At 47.0% G+C, this 17785-nt stretch carries 16 protein-coding genes; 6 read left to right on the forward strand and 10 right to left on the reverse strand.

Going from position 1 to position 17785, the window contains the following annotated elements; translation table 11 throughout:
• The first annotated feature begins 647 nt into the window (after nt 1-647).
• On the forward strand, nt 648-1862 hold the full coding sequence (locus tag F0P94_RS16715) for a pyridoxal phosphate-dependent aminotransferase (RefSeq protein ID WP_150905201.1): 1215 nt from the start codon (nt 648-650) through the stop codon (nt 1860-1862).
• Nucleotides 1863-2888 carry a bifunctional heptose 7-phosphate kinase/heptose 1-phosphate adenyltransferase gene (locus F0P94_RS16720; protein ID WP_150905153.1) on the forward strand — a complete coding sequence of 342 codons (1026 nt, stop codon included), beginning with the start codon at nt 1863-1865 and terminating at the stop codon, nt 2886-2888.
• 501 nt (nt 2889-3389) lie between these two features.
• On the opposite strand, the gene F0P94_RS16725 is transcribed toward F0P94_RS16720, so the two are convergent.
• The 5 genes from F0P94_RS16725 to F0P94_RS16745 form a co-directional block, all read right to left on the reverse strand.
• Nucleotides 3390-3695, reverse strand: a complete 306-nt coding sequence (locus F0P94_RS16725; RefSeq protein WP_150905155.1) for a hypothetical protein — start codon at nt 3693-3695, stop codon at nt 3390-3392.
• A gap of 381 nt (nt 3696-4076) precedes the next feature.
• Complete coding sequence (gene hemE, locus F0P94_RS16730; protein WP_150905157.1) at nt 4077-5120, reverse strand: uroporphyrinogen decarboxylase; 1044 nt, start codon at nt 5118-5120, stop codon at nt 4077-4079.
• A 45-nt stretch (nt 5121-5165) separates the two neighbouring features.
• Nucleotides 5166-7121, reverse strand: a complete 1956-nt coding sequence (locus F0P94_RS16735) for a glycosyltransferase family 2 protein (protein ID WP_150905159.1) — start codon at nt 7119-7121, stop codon at nt 5166-5168.
• Between the two features lie 413 nt (nt 7122-7534).
• The gene (gene recR / locus F0P94_RS16740; protein WP_150905161.1) at nt 7535-8143 is read right to left on the reverse strand and encodes a recombination mediator RecR; all 609 of its coding nucleotides are present in this window, start codon (nt 8141-8143) and stop codon (nt 7535-7537) included.
• Nucleotides 8144-8158: 15 nt separating this feature from the next.
• Nucleotides 8159-8440: an ATP-dependent Clp protease adaptor ClpS gene (locus tag F0P94_RS16745; protein ID WP_150905163.1), complete on the reverse strand. Its 282-nt coding sequence runs from the start codon at nt 8438-8440 to the stop codon at nt 8159-8161.
• Between the two features lie 165 nt (nt 8441-8605).
• Between F0P94_RS16745 and F0P94_RS16750 the strand changes: the two genes are divergently transcribed.
• A complete protein-coding gene (locus F0P94_RS16750) occupies nt 8606-9277 on the forward strand; it encodes a hypothetical protein (protein WP_150905165.1) in 672 nt (223 codons plus the stop codon).
• An 8-nt stretch (nt 9278-9285) separates the two neighbouring features.
• Here F0P94_RS16750 and F0P94_RS16755 read toward each other — a convergent pair whose 3' ends face one another.
• Both F0P94_RS16755 and F0P94_RS16760 read right to left on the reverse strand, forming a co-directional pair.
• Complete coding sequence (locus F0P94_RS16755; RefSeq protein WP_150905167.1) at nt 9286-9543, reverse strand: Txe/YoeB family addiction module toxin; 258 nt, start codon at nt 9541-9543, stop codon at nt 9286-9288.
• Nucleotides 9543-9797, reverse strand: a complete 255-nt coding sequence (locus F0P94_RS16760) for a type II toxin-antitoxin system Phd/YefM family antitoxin (RefSeq protein WP_150905169.1) — start codon at nt 9795-9797, stop codon at nt 9543-9545. Before F0P94_RS16760 ends, F0P94_RS16755 begins: the two co-directional genes overlap by 1 nt.
• A gap of 229 nt (nt 9798-10026) precedes the next feature.
• Between F0P94_RS16760 and F0P94_RS16765 the strand changes: the two genes are divergently transcribed.
• Both F0P94_RS16765 and F0P94_RS16770 read left to right on the forward strand, forming a co-directional pair.
• Nucleotides 10027-12219, forward strand: coding sequence for a S9 family peptidase (locus F0P94_RS16765; protein ID WP_150905171.1), 2193 nt, complete (start codon nt 10027-10029; stop codon nt 12217-12219).
• 330 nt (nt 12220-12549) lie between these two features.
• Nucleotides 12550-13095, forward strand: a complete 546-nt coding sequence (locus F0P94_RS16770) for a hypothetical protein (RefSeq protein WP_150905173.1) — start codon at nt 12550-12552, stop codon at nt 13093-13095.
• A gap of 368 nt (nt 13096-13463) precedes the next feature.
• Here the strand turns inward: F0P94_RS16770 and F0P94_RS16775 are convergent, their stop codons facing one another.
• The 3 genes from F0P94_RS16775 to F0P94_RS16785 all read right to left on the reverse strand — a co-directional run bounded on the left by F0P94_RS16775 (nt 13464) and on the right by F0P94_RS16785 (nt 15889).
• On the reverse strand, nt 13464-14117 hold the full coding sequence (locus F0P94_RS16775; protein ID WP_150905175.1) for a YceI family protein: 654 nt from the start codon (nt 14115-14117) through the stop codon (nt 13464-13466).
• 63 nt (nt 14118-14180) lie between these two features.
• Entirely contained in the window at nt 14181-14630 is a 450-nt protein-coding gene (locus F0P94_RS16780) for a MarR family winged helix-turn-helix transcriptional regulator (RefSeq protein ID WP_150905177.1), read from the reverse strand.
• Between the two features lie 269 nt (nt 14631-14899).
• Nucleotides 14900-15889 (reverse strand): enolase C-terminal domain-like protein, encoded by a 990-nt coding sequence (locus F0P94_RS16785; protein WP_150905179.1) that lies wholly within the window; start codon nt 15887-15889, stop codon nt 14900-14902.
• Nucleotides 15890-16115: 226 nt separating this feature from the next.
• On the opposite strand from F0P94_RS16785, the gene F0P94_RS16790 reads away from it, so the two are divergent.
• Complete coding sequence (locus F0P94_RS16790) at nt 16116-17519, forward strand: dicarboxylate/amino acid:cation symporter (RefSeq protein WP_150905203.1); 1404 nt, start codon at nt 16116-16118, stop codon at nt 17517-17519.
• Nucleotides 17520-17785: the final 266 nt, after the last annotated feature.

The following is a 17785-nucleotide window of genomic DNA, read 5'->3' on the forward strand; positions in this document are numbered from 1 at the left end:
AGACCTATTACTAGCCGGTAAGGCTAACTTAGCAGGAAAAGGCTTAATCGACAATTCCCCTCCTCGGAGGGGGCAGGGGTGGGTTTAAGCCAGTACATTAAAAAGAAAAAAACTGCTTTCAGCTTCCTGTCAACTCAACCTTTCATGTTTTAAATGCAGGAATGCAGGCTCTCCTATTTACCCACCCCTAACCCCTCCGAGGAGGGGAATTGGTTACATTATGCTTTTCCCCACCAGGTTAGGCCTGTCTGGAGATAGATGAATAACCGTCCATCGTCCTTTCAGCGAAAAATTCATTGCCGTCTGCTTTAGCTGACGGTTATAGGACAAATTAAAGTAACGGCTTTAGCCTAAGCCATTTTTCTGTAAAGGAATCGTTGGGCTTAAGCCGGATTTGCTGCTCCGTCCGCCAAAGCAGACGGCAATGAGATCCTATTTAAACCAAGGCAGATTTAAGAGGAATTTGCTTGCCGGTTTTTCCTTTCCCTTTTCATGATTTTACATCCGGAAAAATGCTGTTTACCTATTCCAGGAAGATTATTTCCCTGGCCTGGATTAAAGCCACACCTGTTTTCAGTCCGAATTCGTTTTAATACTGCTTTTATCTGAATATTCTGTAAATTTGATGCCCCTAACTGATGAATAATATGCAGCTAAGTGAAGCCTTAAGCACCGTTCTTTCCGACCGGATTGTTTCCCTGTCTGAATCTCAGACCATTGCCATGGCAAAAAAAGCCCGTGAACTGGTAGCCATAGGCATAGACGTTATAAATTTAAGCTTCGGCGAACCGGATTTCCAAACGCCGCAATACATAAAAGATGCCGCTAAAAAAGCGATCGACGATGGGTTCACGTTTTACACGCCGGTTGCCGGTTATCCGGAGCTCCGCCAGGCTATTGCCGATAAACTGAAACGCGACAACCACCTCGATTATAAACCCGAGAACATCGTGGTTTCTACCGGCGCCAAGCAATCGATTGCCAATGCGGTACTGAGTTTGGTAAATCCGGGAGATGAGGTGATTATTTTCTCGCCTTACTGGGTTTCTTATGAAGAGATCGTAAAGCTGGCCGAAGGCATTCCGGTGCAGGTAGTTGGCAAGATCGAAAACAATTACAAAGTACTGCCCCAGCAATTAGAAGACGCCATTACCTCCAATACCAAGCTGGTAATGTACTCTTCGCCCTGCAACCCTACCGGTTCGGTGTTCACCAAAGAAGAACTCGAAGCTTTTGCCCGCATCCTGGAAAAGCACCCGCAGGTACACGTAATTGCCGACGAGATCTACGAATACATCAATTTCTCCGGACAGCATTACAGCATGGCCCAGTTCGATTTTATTAAGGACCGGGTGGTTACGGTAAACGGTTTCTCGAAAGGCTATGCCATGACCGGCTGGCGCGTGGGTTACCTGGCTGCCTCCAAAGAAATTGCCGATGCCTGCGATAAAATGCAGAGCCAGATCACGTCCGGTACCTGCTCCATTGCCCAGAAAGCGGCCGTGGGCGCGTTAAAAGGTGGCCGTCAATCAGCCGAGGAAATGACAGAAGCCTACCTCCGCCGCCGCGACCTGGTGCTGGATCTGATGAAAAACATTCCGGGCATTAAAACTTACGTACCAAGCGGCGCTTTCTACATTTTCCCGGACATGAGCGCTTATTTCGGAAAATCCTGGGGCGAATACCAGATAAAAGATTCCCACGACCTGAGCCTTTACCTGCTCAACGATGCCCACGTAGCTTTGGTAAGCGGCGATGCCTTTGGCGCGCCGCAATGCATCCGGTTCTCGTTTGCCGCCGCCGACGAAAAACTAATTGAAGCGCTGGACCGCGTAAAGACCAGCCTGGCTAAACTTGCTTAAATGGCTCCATTTTTAAATACATTGAAAGAATTATTCGATTCCTTTAACGATTTAAAAGTTCTCATTGTCGGTGACGTGATGATCGACTCCTACTTATGGGGGAAATCATCGCGTTTGTCGCCGGAAGCGCCGGTGCCGATCGTGAATGTTACGAAGACCGAAAAACGACTGGGCGGCGCGGCCAACGTAGCCCTGAACGTGCAGGCTTTAGGCGCTACGCCGCTGCTTTGCTCCGTGATCGGCGATGATTTAGACGGGGCTGACTTTATCCGGCTGCTGGAAGATAAACAACTTTCTACGGAAGGCATTATTAAATCTCCGGAACGGGTAACCACCATCAAGCAACGCATTCTTTCCGGCAACCAGCAACTGCTCCGCATCGATTCGGAAGTAGAAACCGACCTGACCGAATTTGAGGAACGCCACCTGCTGGAACGCTACCTGAAACTACTCGAAAACTGCCAGGTGGTTATTTTTGAAGACTACGACAAAGGCGTTTTAACGGCTCCGGTCATTCAGCAATTCATTAAAGCGGCCCGCGAACGCAACATTCCAACGGTAGTAGACCCGAAGAAAAAGAACTTCCTGAGCTACGTAGGCTGCAGCCTTTTTAAACCCAACCTGAAAGAATTGAAGGAAGGTTTGAAAGTTGAATTTGCCGATGCCAACCTCGAAGCGTTCGAAAAAGCCGCTGAAGACCTGCAGGCCCGGTTAGAAACCGAAAATATCCTGATCACGCTTTCCGAGCGCGGCGTTTTCTGCACCGACGGCGCCATTAAAACCTACATCGATGCCCACGTAAGGGCTATTTCCGATGTATCCGGCGCCGGCGACACTGTTATAAGCATTGCCGCACTTTGCCTTGCCCGCCAAACGCCGCTGCCGTTACTGGCCGGCCTGGCCAACTTAGGCGGCGGCCTGGTTTGCGAACAGGTAGGTGTAGTGCCAATCGATAAAAGCCGGCTTTACGAAGAAGCCCGGGAATTCAATATTTTCCAGGAACTTACAGAAGAAAGGGAAGCGTAAAGCTCCCCTTTTTATTTTATCAGTCCGGTTTGGCTAACTGAGGTTACACAAGTCTTTTAAGGTCCCCCTTTAGAGGGCAGGGTTGATTCATTCTGGCTAATGACTATCCCCTTGAGGGGATCACAGGGGTGTAAACACGTTATTTGATAAATCAGCAGGTGTAAACACCCCTCTAACTCCCCTGAAGGGGAGAATCCGGTAGAATGAAACGTCCCTACCTTTGGAGAGGGACTTTTCTTGTGCTTGTGTAATGACAGTAAAGCAGCTTTTTCGGATATTTTTATCCGAAAACTTCCTGCCGGGGATCTATTGATCCCCGGATTGTGGCCTGAAAATGGTCCACGCGGGTTAATAAACCCGCAACAGGATGCTTCAGGATCGATAGATCCGAAAGCGCAAACGGGTTATAAACTTAGACTAGAAACTTAGACCAGCCTTCTTGAGAATAAAACGATTCTACCTCCAAAGGAGTTTTTTCTCCTGCTAGTGTAACGACAGTAACTAATTCAGCGATCGCAGCCAGATTTCCGCCAGCCGCACATTATCGAAATTCAGCACCACCACATCCGTTTTTTCCCGGGCCAGGATCTCATCAGCCGTTGACTGAGCCAGGCTTTTGTCGCCATAGATCCAGGCCATGTATTCCAGCCCGGCATCGGCCAGCTTGCGGGCAAATTCGGTACCGCCCGCTATAATTTCAGCCAGCGTTTCCCCCTGATATGTAGAACTGTCCAGAATCATTTTATGCACCCCGGTTTGTTGCAGGAAGTGGAGAATGCGCGCACTGCCATCCTGAAAACTTTCCATAGACCGCTCTCCTTCCCAACGGCAATACAACCAGTTATGATCATGATTGTGAAAAATGCTGATATGTTTATTACTGAAAAGTAAGGTATGCGTTTTGGGATCGGGTAAGGAAATCGGATTTTGTGACATGAATTCTAACCTTCAAACTTATAAATAACCAACTGACACAGCACGAATTTAACAAACAAACAATCGTTAGGTATTACCAAATTGCTAAGCTCTCACAAAAAATGGTTAACATAAGATATGAAAAGGCCGGCAGTCAGTATAAATACCGATTCAAATCAGCAAATTCATCCTTCTGGAAAATGGTTCCGGAATCAAGTGAAAAACAAAAGGCCGGCATTTTATTGCCGGCCTTTCATAAGTACTTTACATCAATTAAGCTTTCCGCATTTGTTCGCTGTATTCCTTTACGGTGTTTATAAAGCAGCGCACATGATCCGGGTTCGTATCCGGGTAAACGCCATGGCCCAGGTTGGCAATATGGCGGTCCGGTCCGAAAGCATCCAGCATTTTAATGGTTTCCTTGCGGATCGTAGCAAAATCGCTGTACAAGGCACAAGGATCGAGGTTTCCCTGCAGGGTTTTATCCGGGCCTAAAGCAGCCCGCGCTTCTGCAATGTTCATGTTCCAGTCCAGACCAATTACCTGGCAAGGAAGGTTCGCGAAATCGTGCATGGAAAAGAAAGCGCCTTTGGCAAAAACCGTAACCGGAACGTCCGGCAGGGCTTCGCAAATTTCTTTAATGTAGGCGTAAGAAAAGGTCCGGTAATGCTCCGGCGGCAGAATTCCCGCCCAAGAATCGAACACCTGGATCAGGTTGGCGCCGGCCTGCACCTGGGCCTGCAAATATTTAATGGTAGTATTGGTTATTTTCCGGAGCAGTTTGTGAGCCATTTCCGGTTCGGTGTAAAGCATTTTCCGGGCTTTGGAAAACGTTTTGGAACCGCTGCCTTCTATCATATAGGCAAAGATCGTCCAGGGCGCGCCGGCGAAACCAATCAGCGGCACCCGGCCGTTCAACGCTCTTTTGGTAATGCGTAACGCTTCCAGCACGTAGCCCAGGTCTTCCTCCGGATCGGCTTCGCGCAATTGCTCAATGTCTTTTAAAGTCTGAACCGTGCGCGGGAAGATCGGCCCCTTTTGTTCCTGCATTTCGTAGGTCAGGCCCATGGCTTCGGGCACCACCAGAATGTCGGAGAAAATAATGGCGGCATCCACGCCCAGCAGATCTACCGGCTGAATGGTAACTTCGGAAGCCAGTTCAGGGGTTTCCACCAGCTCCTTAAAATCGCGGAGGGAACTGCGTACGGCGCGGTATTCCGGTAAAATGCGGCCGGCCTGGCGCATCAGCCACACCGGAGTGCGTTCGGTTTTTTCACCGCGGGCAGCCCGCAAAAACAAGTCGTTCTTTAATTGCATGGTACAAAGATAAACGTTTTCCTCAAATAGCAGCCAGGCCGGGAACTAACGCCGTCCCAGTTTCCGGAAAGCCTTGAATACCACTTCCAGGTCCAGCGAAGGGGTATAATCTTTGGCGTAAAGCACTTCCAGACGCTGCACCGTTGCTTCGTCTAAAGCGGTATCCCGGAAGCGGTCGGCCGGAGAAAGTACGGCACGCTGCCTTCTGCGGGTTTCCGGCGCGGTATGCCGCAAACCTACCCATTGCAGGTTACCGAATAACACCCCAAAGCAGTTGCTGAAAAAGCCTCCTTTCTCTTTCACAAACGGTAGCAAAAACGGCGAAAAAAGGATAAAGCCTAAACTCAGGCAAATCTCTAGCGCCCGCTTGGCCCGCCGGTTCGATTTTTTATCGAGGTTCAGCTCAATGTTGAGGGTATAATAATCGCCCTGACTGGTCTTGGAACTGGAACCAATAATGTATTCGCTGGCTTCGGGCAAAATCTTGAATTCGATCTCTTTGTTTTCGATCTGGGCCATCAGGCTGATGATCTGACTGGTACTCAGATCTTTGCCACAAAATATCAGTTCGTTTACCCCGTAGATCTGGATAATTTCGTTCAGCTGCCGCAATTCGCCCAGGTAATCGCCGGCGGTCCGTTCAGAGGCATCGTTCGAAATAAAGCCCAGCATCGAGGCATCTACGTGCGCTTCTTTCAGCAAAGCTATCACCCGCCGGCTTTCGGCCTGACTACCCACAATGGCAATGCGTTTCTGCTGCACCTCCCCCATTTGCAGGTTTTTGTACTTCAGAAAATGGACCAGCAACCTCCGTCCGACCACTGCGGCAATGGCCCAGGCACCGCCCAGCACGATCAGGGCTTTAGAGAACCGGTAAGCATCGAAAAAATTGGAAATAGCCGCGATCAGCACTGTGCCGATAAAAATGCCCCGGACCGCTCTCGAAGTTTTAAAGGGTTTGTCATACGCCCCGCTGAAATAAGCCGAACCAAGCCAGATCAGGATATAAACCGGCACGGCTACCAGCATAAATTGCGGCGGGTAATCGGTCGGCACCCATTTGTGGTTTTCCTGCCAGTATTCCTTCAGGAAAAACATCCCGATGAAAATGATAACGGCATCGAGCAAAACCGGCAGCGCCGCCTTGAAAAACCGCATGGCAATAGCCGCCCCGGCGCGCAAGTAAATGGCCAGGTTTATCAGGAACGAAAAAACGCCCGCGTTACCGCTGCTGAAATGCTTCTGGGCAAAAATGATCATGGCGCGGTAAAACACGAACACGTAGTTCACGCTGGTGCGCTTGGTACTTTCGCCTTTGTAATGAATGATGCGCGTTTCCGGAAAGTAGTAATTCCTGTAGCCGCCCTGCGTAATCCGGTACGAAAGATCGATGTCTTCGCCGTACATGAAATAATCTTCATCCAGCAAGCCGACTTTATCGAGCGTCGTTTTCCGCATGAGCATGAACGCCCCGCTCAACACGTCAACTTCGTGAATTTTATCGTTATCCAGAAAACCAAGGTGGTAGCGCCCGAAGCGTTTCGATTTCGGGAACAACTTAGAAAAGCCGAAGATTTTGTAAAAAGCAACCCACGGCGTAGGCAAACCCCGTTTCGATTCCGGCAGAAATTCGCCTTTGCCATCCAGCATTTTCACGCCCAAACCGCCGGCCTCCGGGTGTTCGTCCATAAAGCGGCAGACCTTTACGAAGGTATCTTCCTCCACCACCGTATCGGGGTTCAGCAGCAACACGTATTCGGCGTTGCTTTCCCGGATGGCCTGGTTATTGGCTTTGCTGAAGCCGGTATTCACCTTATTGGCAATCAGTTTCACCTCCGGGAATTTCTCCCGCACCATTTCCACCGAGCCATCTACCGAATTATTATCGACCACCCACACTTCCGCATCGAGGTGCTGCACCGCTTTGCGCACAGAAAGCAGCGCCTGCTCCAGAAAGTAGCAAACGTTGTAGTTAACAATTATTACGGCAAGCTTTTTCAAACGGGAATCCGGGGAATCAAAGCAGCAAATATGGAGATTTTTTCTGAGGGTTTGGTAATGGAGTTTGGTTGGATTGGAAAATGGTAAGGTTTTGGAAGAAAAAAGCTCGACTCCAATAATATTCCCATGATTTGAATTGCCTCTGCCTTTAGGCAGAGGAATACGGAAACAAGAAATGGCTTTAGCCAAACTTACGTCTAAGGATTTTTAAACAAGGTGATTTTGGCTAAAGCCATTTAAGGTTCAACTTTTATCCCCTGCCTGAAGGCAGGGGCAATTCAAAACATCATCCTTTCCCCTAAAAAACTAAAAGCTGCCCTTGCAGGACAGCTTTCCAAGATATAAAAACGATAAGGTTTTAAGCAAAAAGCTCCATTAATCTCCTAATCCCAAAAAATCCTAATTCAGACAACCTACGCCCGACCGTAATTACTCCGCTCCACAATACTCCGGCCGAGGGTAATTTCATCAATGTACTCCAGTTCGCCGCCAACCGGTACGCCGCGGGCAATGCTCGTAATCTTCAAGTTGAAATCTTTGAGCTTGCGGGTAATGTAGAACGAGGTCGTATCTCCTTCAATGGTCGGGCTAAGCGCCAGGATAATCTCTTTTATTTCCGAACCCGGGATGCGCTCCAGCAACGAATTAATGGTCAGGTCGCTTGGGCCGATGCCTTCTATCGGAGAAATAACGCCGCCTAGCACGTGATAAACGCCTTTAAACTGGGAGGTATTCTCGATCGCCATCACGTCGCGGATATCCGAAACCACGCAAACGAGGCTGTGGTCGCGGCCGGGATTGGCGCAGATACTGCAGGTTTCCGAATCGGAGATGTTGTGGCAGGTTTTGCAATAGGTGATCAGCGTCCGCATTTTAAGCAGCGCGTCGGCCATGCCTACGGTTTGTTCCGTTTCGGTTTTGAGCAAATGCAAAGCCAGTCGCAAAGCCGTTTTCCGCCCGATACCCGGGAGTTTGGCCAGCTCTTCAACGGCATTTTCTATTAACTTGGAAGGAAAATTCACTTAGCAGAATAAAATTTAAACAACATCGGCAGAAATGCCGCGGTCGTGAATGGCGGTGCACATGCCGGCCAGCAGCTCGAATTCGCCCATTTTCACAACGCATTTGCCTTTGTAATGAACGAGCAGCGTGCACTGTTCGGCCTGCTCCGGGGTGTGGTTGCACACGTCCATCAGGGTTTCGATCACGTGGTCGAAGGTGTTTACATCGTCGTTGTAAACCACGAGGTTACGCACATCGGTTACTTCTTCCAAAAGAAGCACATCGTCCTGGTATAAGGTTTCGGTAGCTGTATTCATCTTACAAATTTACGAAAAACTACGGATTTTTCCGAGGCAAATTCTACGGCAACCAGGCCATGCTGGCTGGCTTTTAAGAACAAACGGAAGGGGGTGAGAATTCCTTTTGGGTGGGTTTATTTTGGGGGAATTTGGGAATAATTTTACTAAGTGATATATTACAAAATGTTCAAAGTTTCGATTATATCCAAGTATTTAATCCTAAGCATTCTTGTCTTTACTTTCTTGAGGTGCAATTCCAATAAAGGAGAAAAACAAAAATTTTATTATATAATTAAACATCCAGACTTAGAACAACCTTCAGAAGTTGAAACTTTAGAAATTAATGGTGAAACTGTTTTTATAAGTCAACCTAAACCACCACGTCTATTCCCATTCTTTTATGGAAACTATAACTTTATATTAATTGGGTCTAACCAAATCTTTTATCACAACAAAAGAGGTCCAATATATTTTTGTGGCACTGGAGTTGACTTCTCAAGACCAGAGCGCTTAGATTTAACTCCTGAAGACTTTTCCCAAATTAAGCTTTCTAATTTAGAAAGATTTCTAAGAGATTCAATATCAACTGACACTCTGAAAGATGGACGCGAGGCTATTGTAAAAATTGCATCGCCTAAAGATACTATTTTTAATCCTGCATTAGATGTAATTGTAAAACACATTAAAAAGAAGGGATTAAAACGCTGGCAAATTATAAACTCAACAGAAGAAGAGAATTGTGTAATAAATTCAATTACAGAAAAAAAGCCATACAATCTTGCTAACTGTGACTTTAAATTTGGTTTTGGAGGAGTTAAATTCAATCCATCTATTCAATCTGATTCGATTAATTAAAATTGGAATCAATCATAATGATAACGGCAACTGTAAATTAGTACTTCACCTTCCAAGTACTGATAAACCAAACGATGCTCTCGGTCAATTCTTCTGCTCCAGTAACCAGCCAAATCATACTTTAGCGGTTCTGGTTTTCCTATTCCCTCAAATGGCGTTCGGGTAATATCTTTTATCAGCTCATTAATTTTTTTGAGCATCTTTTTATCTTCCGTCTGCCAGGAAACATAATCTTCCCAGCCATTTTTAGAGAAAGTAATTTTCATTACTCTTCTATCAAGCCTTTATTTACAGTTTTACCGGCTTTCATTTGTTGAATGGACTCGTAAAGCCGGTCGGCATTTTTTTTGGAACGAAGCAAATGAACCGTTTCCAGAATCGAATTATATTCTTCCAGCGAAATCATGACAGCACCCTTCCCGGCACCCCGTTTAATGATTAAGGTTTCGTTGTTGTTTTCAACATTATCCAAATACGATTTCAGGTTTAATCTGAACTCAGTAAAGTTGGCAGCAATCATGGCAATAAGTTATAATAAGTTATTAAGTACAAATATAAGTACTTATTTAGTAACGCACTCTTTTCGTAAATAGTTTACTTTTCAAAACTTCGCCCGAAACCGCACATTCCGTACACCAAATCCTTAATTCAAAACTTCGTATCTTTACCCAATGGACAAGGGCCGGCTTTTTCAGCTCCAAACCCTACCAATTTCTAATTCCTAATTTTTAATTTTTAATTAATAAAACATGCTTCAAGCCTTTCAAAAACGTCGGTTAACGGCGTTGCTGCTTTTGCTGAGCGCCTGGTTGTACGTGCAGCCATTGGCCGCGCAGAACAAAATGCTCACCATGGAAGATGCCCACCTGAACCGGGCATTGGTGCCGGCCAACCTCAAACAACTGGGCTGGATCCCGAATTCCGACGATTACGCGTACCTGAAGGCCGACGATAAAAAAGACAAACTGGTGCGCGGCACCGCCGGTAAAAAGAAAGAAGACGATATTCTGAAGCTCGACGATTTCAGCGATGCGCTGCAGAAAGCCGGGGCCGAAAAACAGAACGGTTTCCCGTTGATCCAGTGGCGCGACAAGAACAATTTCGTGGTTACGGTAAAGGGCAAACTCTACAATTTCGATGTAAAGAAAAAAGCAGCCAGCCTGGTTACGAGTATTGCCGATGAAGCCGAAAACGGCGAACTGGACCCGACCAAGCAGAAAATTGCCTACACCAAAGCCAATAACCTGTACATTTCGCAGAAAGGCGCGCCGGATGTGGCTGTTACCAATGAAACCATGCTGAACATTGTGAGCGGACAAACCTATCACCGTTCCGAATTCGGCATTACCAAAGGTACGTTCTGGTCGCCTTCCGGAAATTCCCTGGCCTTCTCCCGCGTGGATGAAAGCATGGTTTCGGATTACCCTATTCTGGAGATCAACAACACGCCGGCTACGGTGCGCAATATTAAATACCCGATGGCGGGCGGCAAAAGCCACCATGCAACCATTGGCGTTTACAACCTGAACTCCAAACAAACGGTTTTCCTGAAAACCGGCGAACCGTTAGACCAATATTTAACCAACCTTACCTGGAGCCCCGACGAAAAATCGATCTACCTGGCGGTAGTGAACCGGGAACAGAACCACATGAAACTGAATCAGTACGATGTGGCTTCCGGGAATTTTGTAAAAACGCTGTTCGAAGAGAAAAACGAGAAATACGTAGAGCCGGAAGAAGGCTTGTTTTTCCTGCCGAAAGATGCCGGCAAATTCCTGTGGCTGAGCGAACGCGACGGTTTCAACCACTTGTACCTGTACGATACGAATGGCAACGTGATCCGTCAGGTAACCAAAGGCAACTGGATGGTAACCGACGTACTGGGTTTCGATAAAGGCGGCCGGGTAATTTACCGCAGCACTGCCGAAAGTCCGCTGGAGCGCCATGTATATGCTGCCAACGTAAATTCCGGCGCGGTGGAACGCATTTCCCAGGGTTCCGGCACGCACAACGCTACGCTGAGCGCTAACGGAAGCTATATTTTGGATAACTACAGCAGCTCTATTGTCCCACGCACGATTCGCATTATCGGTACCGACTCTAAAGTAAAAAATACATTGCTGGTGGCTCCAAATCCGCTGAAAGATTATGCCTTAGGCGAAACCAAATTATTCCCGATAAAAGCGGAAGACGGAACGGATCTGTATTGCCGCATGATCACGCCGCCGAACTTCGATAAGAATAAGAAATACCCGGCGGTGGTTTACATATATGGTGGTCCGCACGCACAATTAATTACCGAAAGCTGGCTGGGCGGCTCCAACCTTTGGATGCAACTGATGGCCCAAAAGGGTTACGTGGTTTTCACGGTAGATACGCGCGGTTCCGCGGGTCGTGGATTTGCTTTTGAATCGGCCATTCACCGGCAACTGGGTACCCTGGAAATGCAGGACGTAATTACCGGCACCAACCATTTGAAAAGCCAGCCTTTTGTAGATGCAAATCGAGTAGGTATTCACGGCTGGAGCTTCGGCGGCTTCATGACCACTTCTTTAATGACCCGCACGCCGGATGTATTTAAAGTTGGCGTAGCCGGCGGTCCGGTTATCGATTGGAACTTATACGAAGTAATGTACACCGAACGCTACATGGATACCCCGCAGGAAAACCCGGAAGGTTACAAAACCAATACGCTTTACCAGTACATCCCGAACCTGAAAGGCCGCCTTCTGATGATCCACGGAACGATCGATGACGTGGTAGTTTGGCAGCACAGCATGACCTACACCAAGAAAGCCGTAGATGCCGGCAAGCAGATCGATTATTTCATGTACCCGGGCCACCCGCACAACGTGCTGGGCAAAGACCGCGTGCATTTAATGAACAAGGTGACGCAGTATTTCGACGATTTCCTGATGAACGCTGCTCCGACGGTGAATTAATATCCGTCTGCTGAAGCAGACGGGAAAGGAAAAAAAAATAGCCTTTCGTAGCGCAGGGTTTAAACCCTGCGCTACGAAAGGCTATTTTTTTTTCCTTTTGGGCTACTGATTTTCTTATGCCTGAAATTAATCAGCTAATTTATCGCAATATGCGTGGGGACAGGTCAAGCCCTGTCCGTACATGGGAAAATCAAAATCTTAGGATTTTCACATCCTTTGAATCAAATAAATCATAGTTCAGACAAGTTTCGCAACCAGAAACCCAAATTCCAGTTTAACTTTACAATTTCAATAGCACATTTGCACATTAAACAATCAGCACATTAAAGCATGCCCGTACCGAGCGCCGAATTCAAAAAAGCCATTAAGCAACTGACAGACAAGGAAAAGGAGGCTTTGCTTTTAAAAGCTGTGCGGCGTGATGCGGAGCTTTACGACATTATTGCGTTTGAGCTGCTGGATATTCCGGTGGAGCAATTGGTGGAGGAAACTTCGGAGAAAATACACGACCTGATGTATGGGTTGACGGGAAGAAGTCTGAGCAAAAGTTTAACGCGTTCGCTCCGGAAAAGCATGAAGGAAATTGCGCGTTTTAAGAAAGTAACCAAGAACGTAAAAGGCGAAGTGGACCTGCATTTGTACCTGCTCCGCCTCATCTTCCAGAATTTCACCGGCCAGTTCGATAGTTTTTACAAGAGTTTCTATACCGCTACCGCGCGCCTGGTTTTAAAAACGGCCCAACTGGTAAAGAAGAACCTGGACGAAGATTATTACATCGAATACGAAGACGAACTAAATGAATACCTGGAAGTGCTGCACAACCGCAAAAAGCCGCTTTCGTTTGTTTTGCCTGAAACCTTTGAGGCGGTAAAGTAAAAAACGGTAGTGCTCTGAATCAAAAACCGGAAGCGCTAGTGCTCGATAAAGTTTTATTTGTTGGGTAAAAGCAGGCTGAAGCATGGTTGTTGGTGAAAACACGCAACAACGGCGAACAGTAAAATCCGACAATTTAACCTTTATGAAGTACTTAGAAACAAGGCATTATTTCTACAAATTCCTATTTCAGAAAAATTCTTAAAATTCTGTAAATTCTAAAATTCTGTAAATCCTGATCCTAAACAAAAAGCCCCCGAAAAATCCGGGGGCCTTTTGTGTGAGAGCATTATAGCTTGGTATTTGAAATTGCAAAATCACTTTATCATCACACACACACAATTTGCTTTTTCAAATCGGGTTTCAACTAATTATTGCTGCGCAACAACGTTGAAATTCAGGGTGAAATCATCGTTGATCGCTTTGTCGCCGATGCTTTCGAAGAATGATTTAGAACCGTATTTAATATCGTATTTCGTACGGTCTACAGTAGCAGTACCCTGGGCAGTAGCTTTGTTGCCTTCTACTTTAACAGTAGCCGGGAAAGTAACTGGTTTGGTAATGCCTTTAATAGTCAGATCGCCGGTTACGTTGTAGTTAGCCGCGCCTGGTTTTGCACCTTTAATCGGAGCCAGGTTCGTGATCTTGAAAGTAGCTTTCGGGTATTTGTCGGTTGCGAAAAAATCATCCGCTTTCATGTGACCAACAAATTTACCGTTGTATTCTGCATCGGTAATATCAGTACACGTGATCGAGTTCATGTCGATGTCGAAAGTACCGCCTACCAGTTTATTTTTTGCGATCAGCAAGTTACCGTTCGAAACGTTGATGTTACCAGTGTGCTCACCGGTTACTTTTTTACCGTTCCAAACCAGTTTGCTGGCAGCCGTGTTTACTTTTAAAGTTTTGTCGGCTTTAACCGCTTTTTCAGTTTTAGCTTTCGATTTATCGGTAGTGTTACCGGCAAAAGCTGGCGAAAATACTACGGCAGATGCTAACGCTGCAGATAAGATTAACTTTTTCATTTTTGTTTGTTGGTTGAGTTTAATTTTTTGTTTTTTTATTGCTTTCAGTAATCACTTCTGTTCTTAATCCCGGACCTTATCGAGCAGCCGGTTCAGTTCCCTGGCTTCGGCTTCGGTTAAGTTCTGCAGACCAATCTGTTGGTTCTGCATGGCCGTATCAATTTTTTTCAACAGCGCCAGTCCTTTTTCCGTGATCAGGATGTCTACCGAACGCCGGTCGTTAGGGCACTGCTTACGCGTTACCAACTCCTTGGCCACCAGTTTATCCACGATCCGCGAAGCGTTGGAAGTCTTGTCCAGCATCCGCTCGATGATCAAACTCACGGTTGCCGGCTCCGGGTGCTGCCCGCGCAAAATGCGGAGCACGTTAAATTGCGGCAGCGTAACCCCAAAAGGTTTAAAAATGGCGCCTTGCTTTTCCTCCAGGTGTCCGGCAGTGTAAATTACATTTATCTGAGCCTTGTGAAACTCATCTTTAAATGCCTTCTGCTTTATTTCGTCTTCTATTCTCATAAGCTGCATGCCCGCTGCCCCTCAATTACATTGCAAATATATGTACATACATTAAATGTACAAACATTAGTTTCAAATATTTTCAAAAAAATTTTGAAATGTGCTTTAAAAGGCAGGATTCGGGGTTTAAGGTATAATTATTTATTAGAAACGATTTTTGAAAACCGGGAAATAAGCACCTGACATAGAGTTTCCATAATATAAAGGCGAAATCCTAGGAATGCAAAAGGCTAAGGTTCAGGTCTGGAAAAGTACTCTGATTAAATTTCCTACCCCACGTGCAGCACGCCGTTTTCTTCGCGCACAATTTTGAACGGGTCCTCCCTGATAATTAGAAAACCATCGAGGTCGGCCGTTTGGGCTAGCCCGCTTAGCTGCATAGCGCTCCAGATACCAAGCGAGGTTTCGATCATGCACCCGATCATGGTTTTCATCCCTCTTCGCCGGGCTTCTTCCAGAATGAATTTTCCCCTCAGGTACCCGCCGGCCTTCATCAGTTTCATATTTACCCCGTGAAACTGCTGCTGCAAGGCATCCCAGTCCGGATCGTCGAGAACCGATTCGTCGGCATAAATATCGTAAGGCGACTTTTTCTTCAGATAAACATACCCTTCGGTTTCGGTAGCCGGCATGGGCTGCTCAATGAACAGGATGTTGTAAGGCTTCAGGTTTTCGAAGAAATTCAGCAGCGTTTCCGGATCGGTCCAGGCTTCGTTGGCATCTATGAGCAAAGGCCCGGAGAAATTCCGCGAAACTTCCTGCACCAGTTCCAGACAGGTTTCCTGATCTACTTTCACTTTTAAGGCCTGAAAACGACTCAGCTCATTTTCCTGAATGAATTCCGCCACGTTTCCTGGTTCCATGATCGGCACCGAATAAGTAGTGGCCATGGGTTGCGGTTGAGGAACTCCCAGGAATTCCGGTACGGTAAGGTTGCCCCGCTGACAAATAAAATGCACGTAGGCCGATTCTACCGCAAACCGCAAGGCATTGGCCGGTTTATGGCTTTCGAGCAGATAAAAAAGCTCTTCCAAAGTTTGTACATTATTCAGGCCGGCGGCAACCAGTTTCCCGAACTGTAAAATAAGGTTCTGAGGAATTTCGTTATAACGGATATTGGGCGCGGCCTCGCCGATGCCGGTATGCTGCCCGTCGGTAACGCGCACGAACAGGTTTATTTTGCCGGCCGAGGCATTGCGGGATATTTTCCAGGTGTATTTCAGTTCCAGGGCAAGCGCCTCGATGTGCCAGTTCAGCATGGTTTCAGATTAGAATTCCGGCTCAGTTTAAGCCACCGGCGAAATTGCGTTTATTTCCGGCAGTTTCCAAAAAACAGGACCAACGGTGTTGCCCGAAACAGAACAGTTTTTGGGTGCAGGTTTCCCGATTGAAAACTTATGATTACTTTTAATGCCGGAAAACTACCTGCCGGGCACTTTGCCGGGGCTTTGTACTTTTTCGGCCCAAACTATTACCCTTTTCCGAATGCGATCTTCTAAAAGTAAAACCTTTGCCATAGCAGCCTTTATTTCCCTTACGCTGGCCGCTATTCTTACTGTGCTGAATCTTTACGGGTTTATTAATGTGCCTGAAGTGGTGGCCGCCGGCGTACGATGGGCCGCCATTGCCGTACTGGTTGGCTATGCCGTCGTTCGGAAAAATCTTACTACCTGGATTCTGGTCAGCATGGTGATCGGGGCCGAGATCGGCAACGACTTTCCGGAAATAGCCATGCACCTCAATATTTTCAGCAAGGTCTTCCTGAAACTGATCAAAACCATTATTGCGCCGCTCATTTTCGCTACGCTGGTGGTTGGTATTGCCGGCCATTCGGACATGAAACAGGTGGGCAAAATGGGGATCAAGGCGCTTGTTTATTTTGAAGTAGTTACCACCATTGCCCTTTTCATCGGTCTGGCGGCCATTAACATTTCTCAGGCAGGTGTTGGCATTGTATTAAAAGGAGGTGCCGACCACGGGGAAATTCAGGCCCCGCCCAAGCAAACTATTTCCGACATTATTCTGCACGTTTTCCCGGAAAATATTGCCAAATCCATTGCCGAAGGCCAGGTGCTGCAGATCGTGGTTTTCAGCGTGATCTTCGGGTTTGCCCTGGCCATGCTGAGCGCCGAAAAACGCCGCCCGATGCTGAATTTTGCCGAAAGCCTGGCCGAAACCATGTTCAAGTTCACCAACATTATCATGTACCTGGCGCCAATTGCGGTAGGCGCGGCCATCGCGTATACCGTTGGGCACATGGGCTTCGGTATTCTGGTAAACCTGTTCAAGCTCCTCCTCACGTTGTACGTAGCCTTGATTGCCTTTATATTACTCGTGCTGTTCCCGGCTGCCTTAATGTTCCGCATCCCAATCAAACGTTTCCTGAAAGCCGTAGCCGAGCCTATTTCCATTGCGTTTGCTACCACCTCTTCCGAAGCCGCTTTACCGCGCGCCATGGAAGCCATGGAAGCCATCGGGGTGCCGCGTAAAACGGTAGCCTTCGTAATGCCGATGGGCTACAGCTTCAACCTCGACGGCACCACGCTTTATCTATCGTTGGCTTCCGTTTTCGTTGCTCAGGCCGCTGGCATTCACTTAAGCTGGGGCGAACAATTGCTCATGGTTTTCACCCTGATGCTGACTTCCAAAGGCGTGGCCGGCGTACCGCGGGCCTCCTTGGTGATCCTGTTAGGCACCGCGGCTTCCTTTAATTTACCCGTAGAACCGATCTTTATTATATTGGGAATTGACGAATTAATGGACATGGCCCGCACCTCTGTTAACGTACTGGGTAACTGCCTGGCCACCGCCGTAATTGCCCGCTGGGAAGGCGAATTCCAGGACAATCCGGTGCTCGATTACATGGAACTGGAAGAAGTCGTGAAGTAATTGAATCAACTTCTGAAAACCTGATATTTCTTCTGAATACCCGACAGAGTGAAGTAGAAAATTTCTAGATACTTTAAAAGGCGATCCATCAGGATCGCCTTTTTATTTGTCGCCAAAGCATATAGCAAGGTTAGGCGGAGCAGTAACTTGTGACTTTTTTACTAGCCAGTTTGTAAAGGTGGAAGCATCTGATCAAACTAGTGGAAGCAGCTAGAAGTTATCTCATAAATCAAAATTTCTCTGTAGCGTAGGGTTTAAACCCTACG

Source organism: Adhaeribacter soli (genome assembly GCF_008727925.1).
In the GTDB taxonomy this organism is placed as follows: Bacteria; Bacteroidota; Bacteroidia; order Cytophagales; family Hymenobacteraceae; genus Adhaeribacter_A; species Adhaeribacter_A soli.

Coding starts and splice junctions, on each gene's coding strand:
- F0P94_RS16715 (WP_150905201.1), top strand. CDS start 648: ATGCAGCTAAGTGAAGCCTTAAGCACCGTTCTTTCCGACCGGATTGTT.
- F0P94_RS16720 (WP_150905153.1), top strand. CDS start 1,863: ATGGCTCCATTTTTAAATACATTGAAAGAATTATTCGATTCCTTTAAC.
- F0P94_RS16725 (WP_150905155.1), bottom strand. CDS start 3,695: ATGGAAAGTTTTCAGGATGGCAGTGCGCGCATTCTCCACTTCCTGCAA.
- hemE (WP_150905157.1), bottom strand. CDS start 5,120: ATGCAATTAAAGAACGACTTGTTTTTGCGGGCTGCCCGCGGTGAAAAA.
- F0P94_RS16745 (WP_150905163.1), bottom strand. CDS start 8,440: ATGAATACAGCTACCGAAACCTTATACCAGGACGATGTGCTTCTTTTG.
- F0P94_RS16750 (WP_150905165.1), top strand. CDS start 8,606: ATGTTCAAAGTTTCGATTATATCCAAGTATTTAATCCTAAGCATTCTT.
- F0P94_RS16755 (WP_150905167.1), bottom strand. CDS start 9,543: ATGAAAATTACTTTCTCTAAAAATGGCTGGGAAGATTATGTTTCCTGG.
- F0P94_RS16760 (WP_150905169.1), bottom strand. CDS start 9,797: ATGATTGCTGCCAACTTTACTGAGTTCAGATTAAACCTGAAATCGTAT.
- F0P94_RS16765 (WP_150905171.1), top strand. CDS start 10,027: ATGCTTCAAGCCTTTCAAAAACGTCGGTTAACGGCGTTGCTGCTTTTG.
- F0P94_RS16770 (WP_150905173.1), top strand. CDS start 12,550: ATGCCCGTACCGAGCGCCGAATTCAAAAAAGCCATTAAGCAACTGACA.
- F0P94_RS16775 (WP_150905175.1), bottom strand. CDS start 14,117: ATGAAAAAGTTAATCTTATCTGCAGCGTTAGCATCTGCCGTAGTATTT.
- F0P94_RS16780 (WP_150905177.1), bottom strand. CDS start 14,630: ATGAGAATAGAAGACGAAATAAAGCAGAAGGCATTTAAAGATGAGTTT.
- F0P94_RS16785 (WP_150905179.1), bottom strand. CDS start 15,889: ATGCTGAACTGGCACATCGAGGCGCTTGCCCTGGAACTGAAATACACC.
- F0P94_RS16790 (WP_150905203.1), top strand. CDS start 16,116: ATGCGATCTTCTAAAAGTAAAACCTTTGCCATAGCAGCCTTTATTTCC.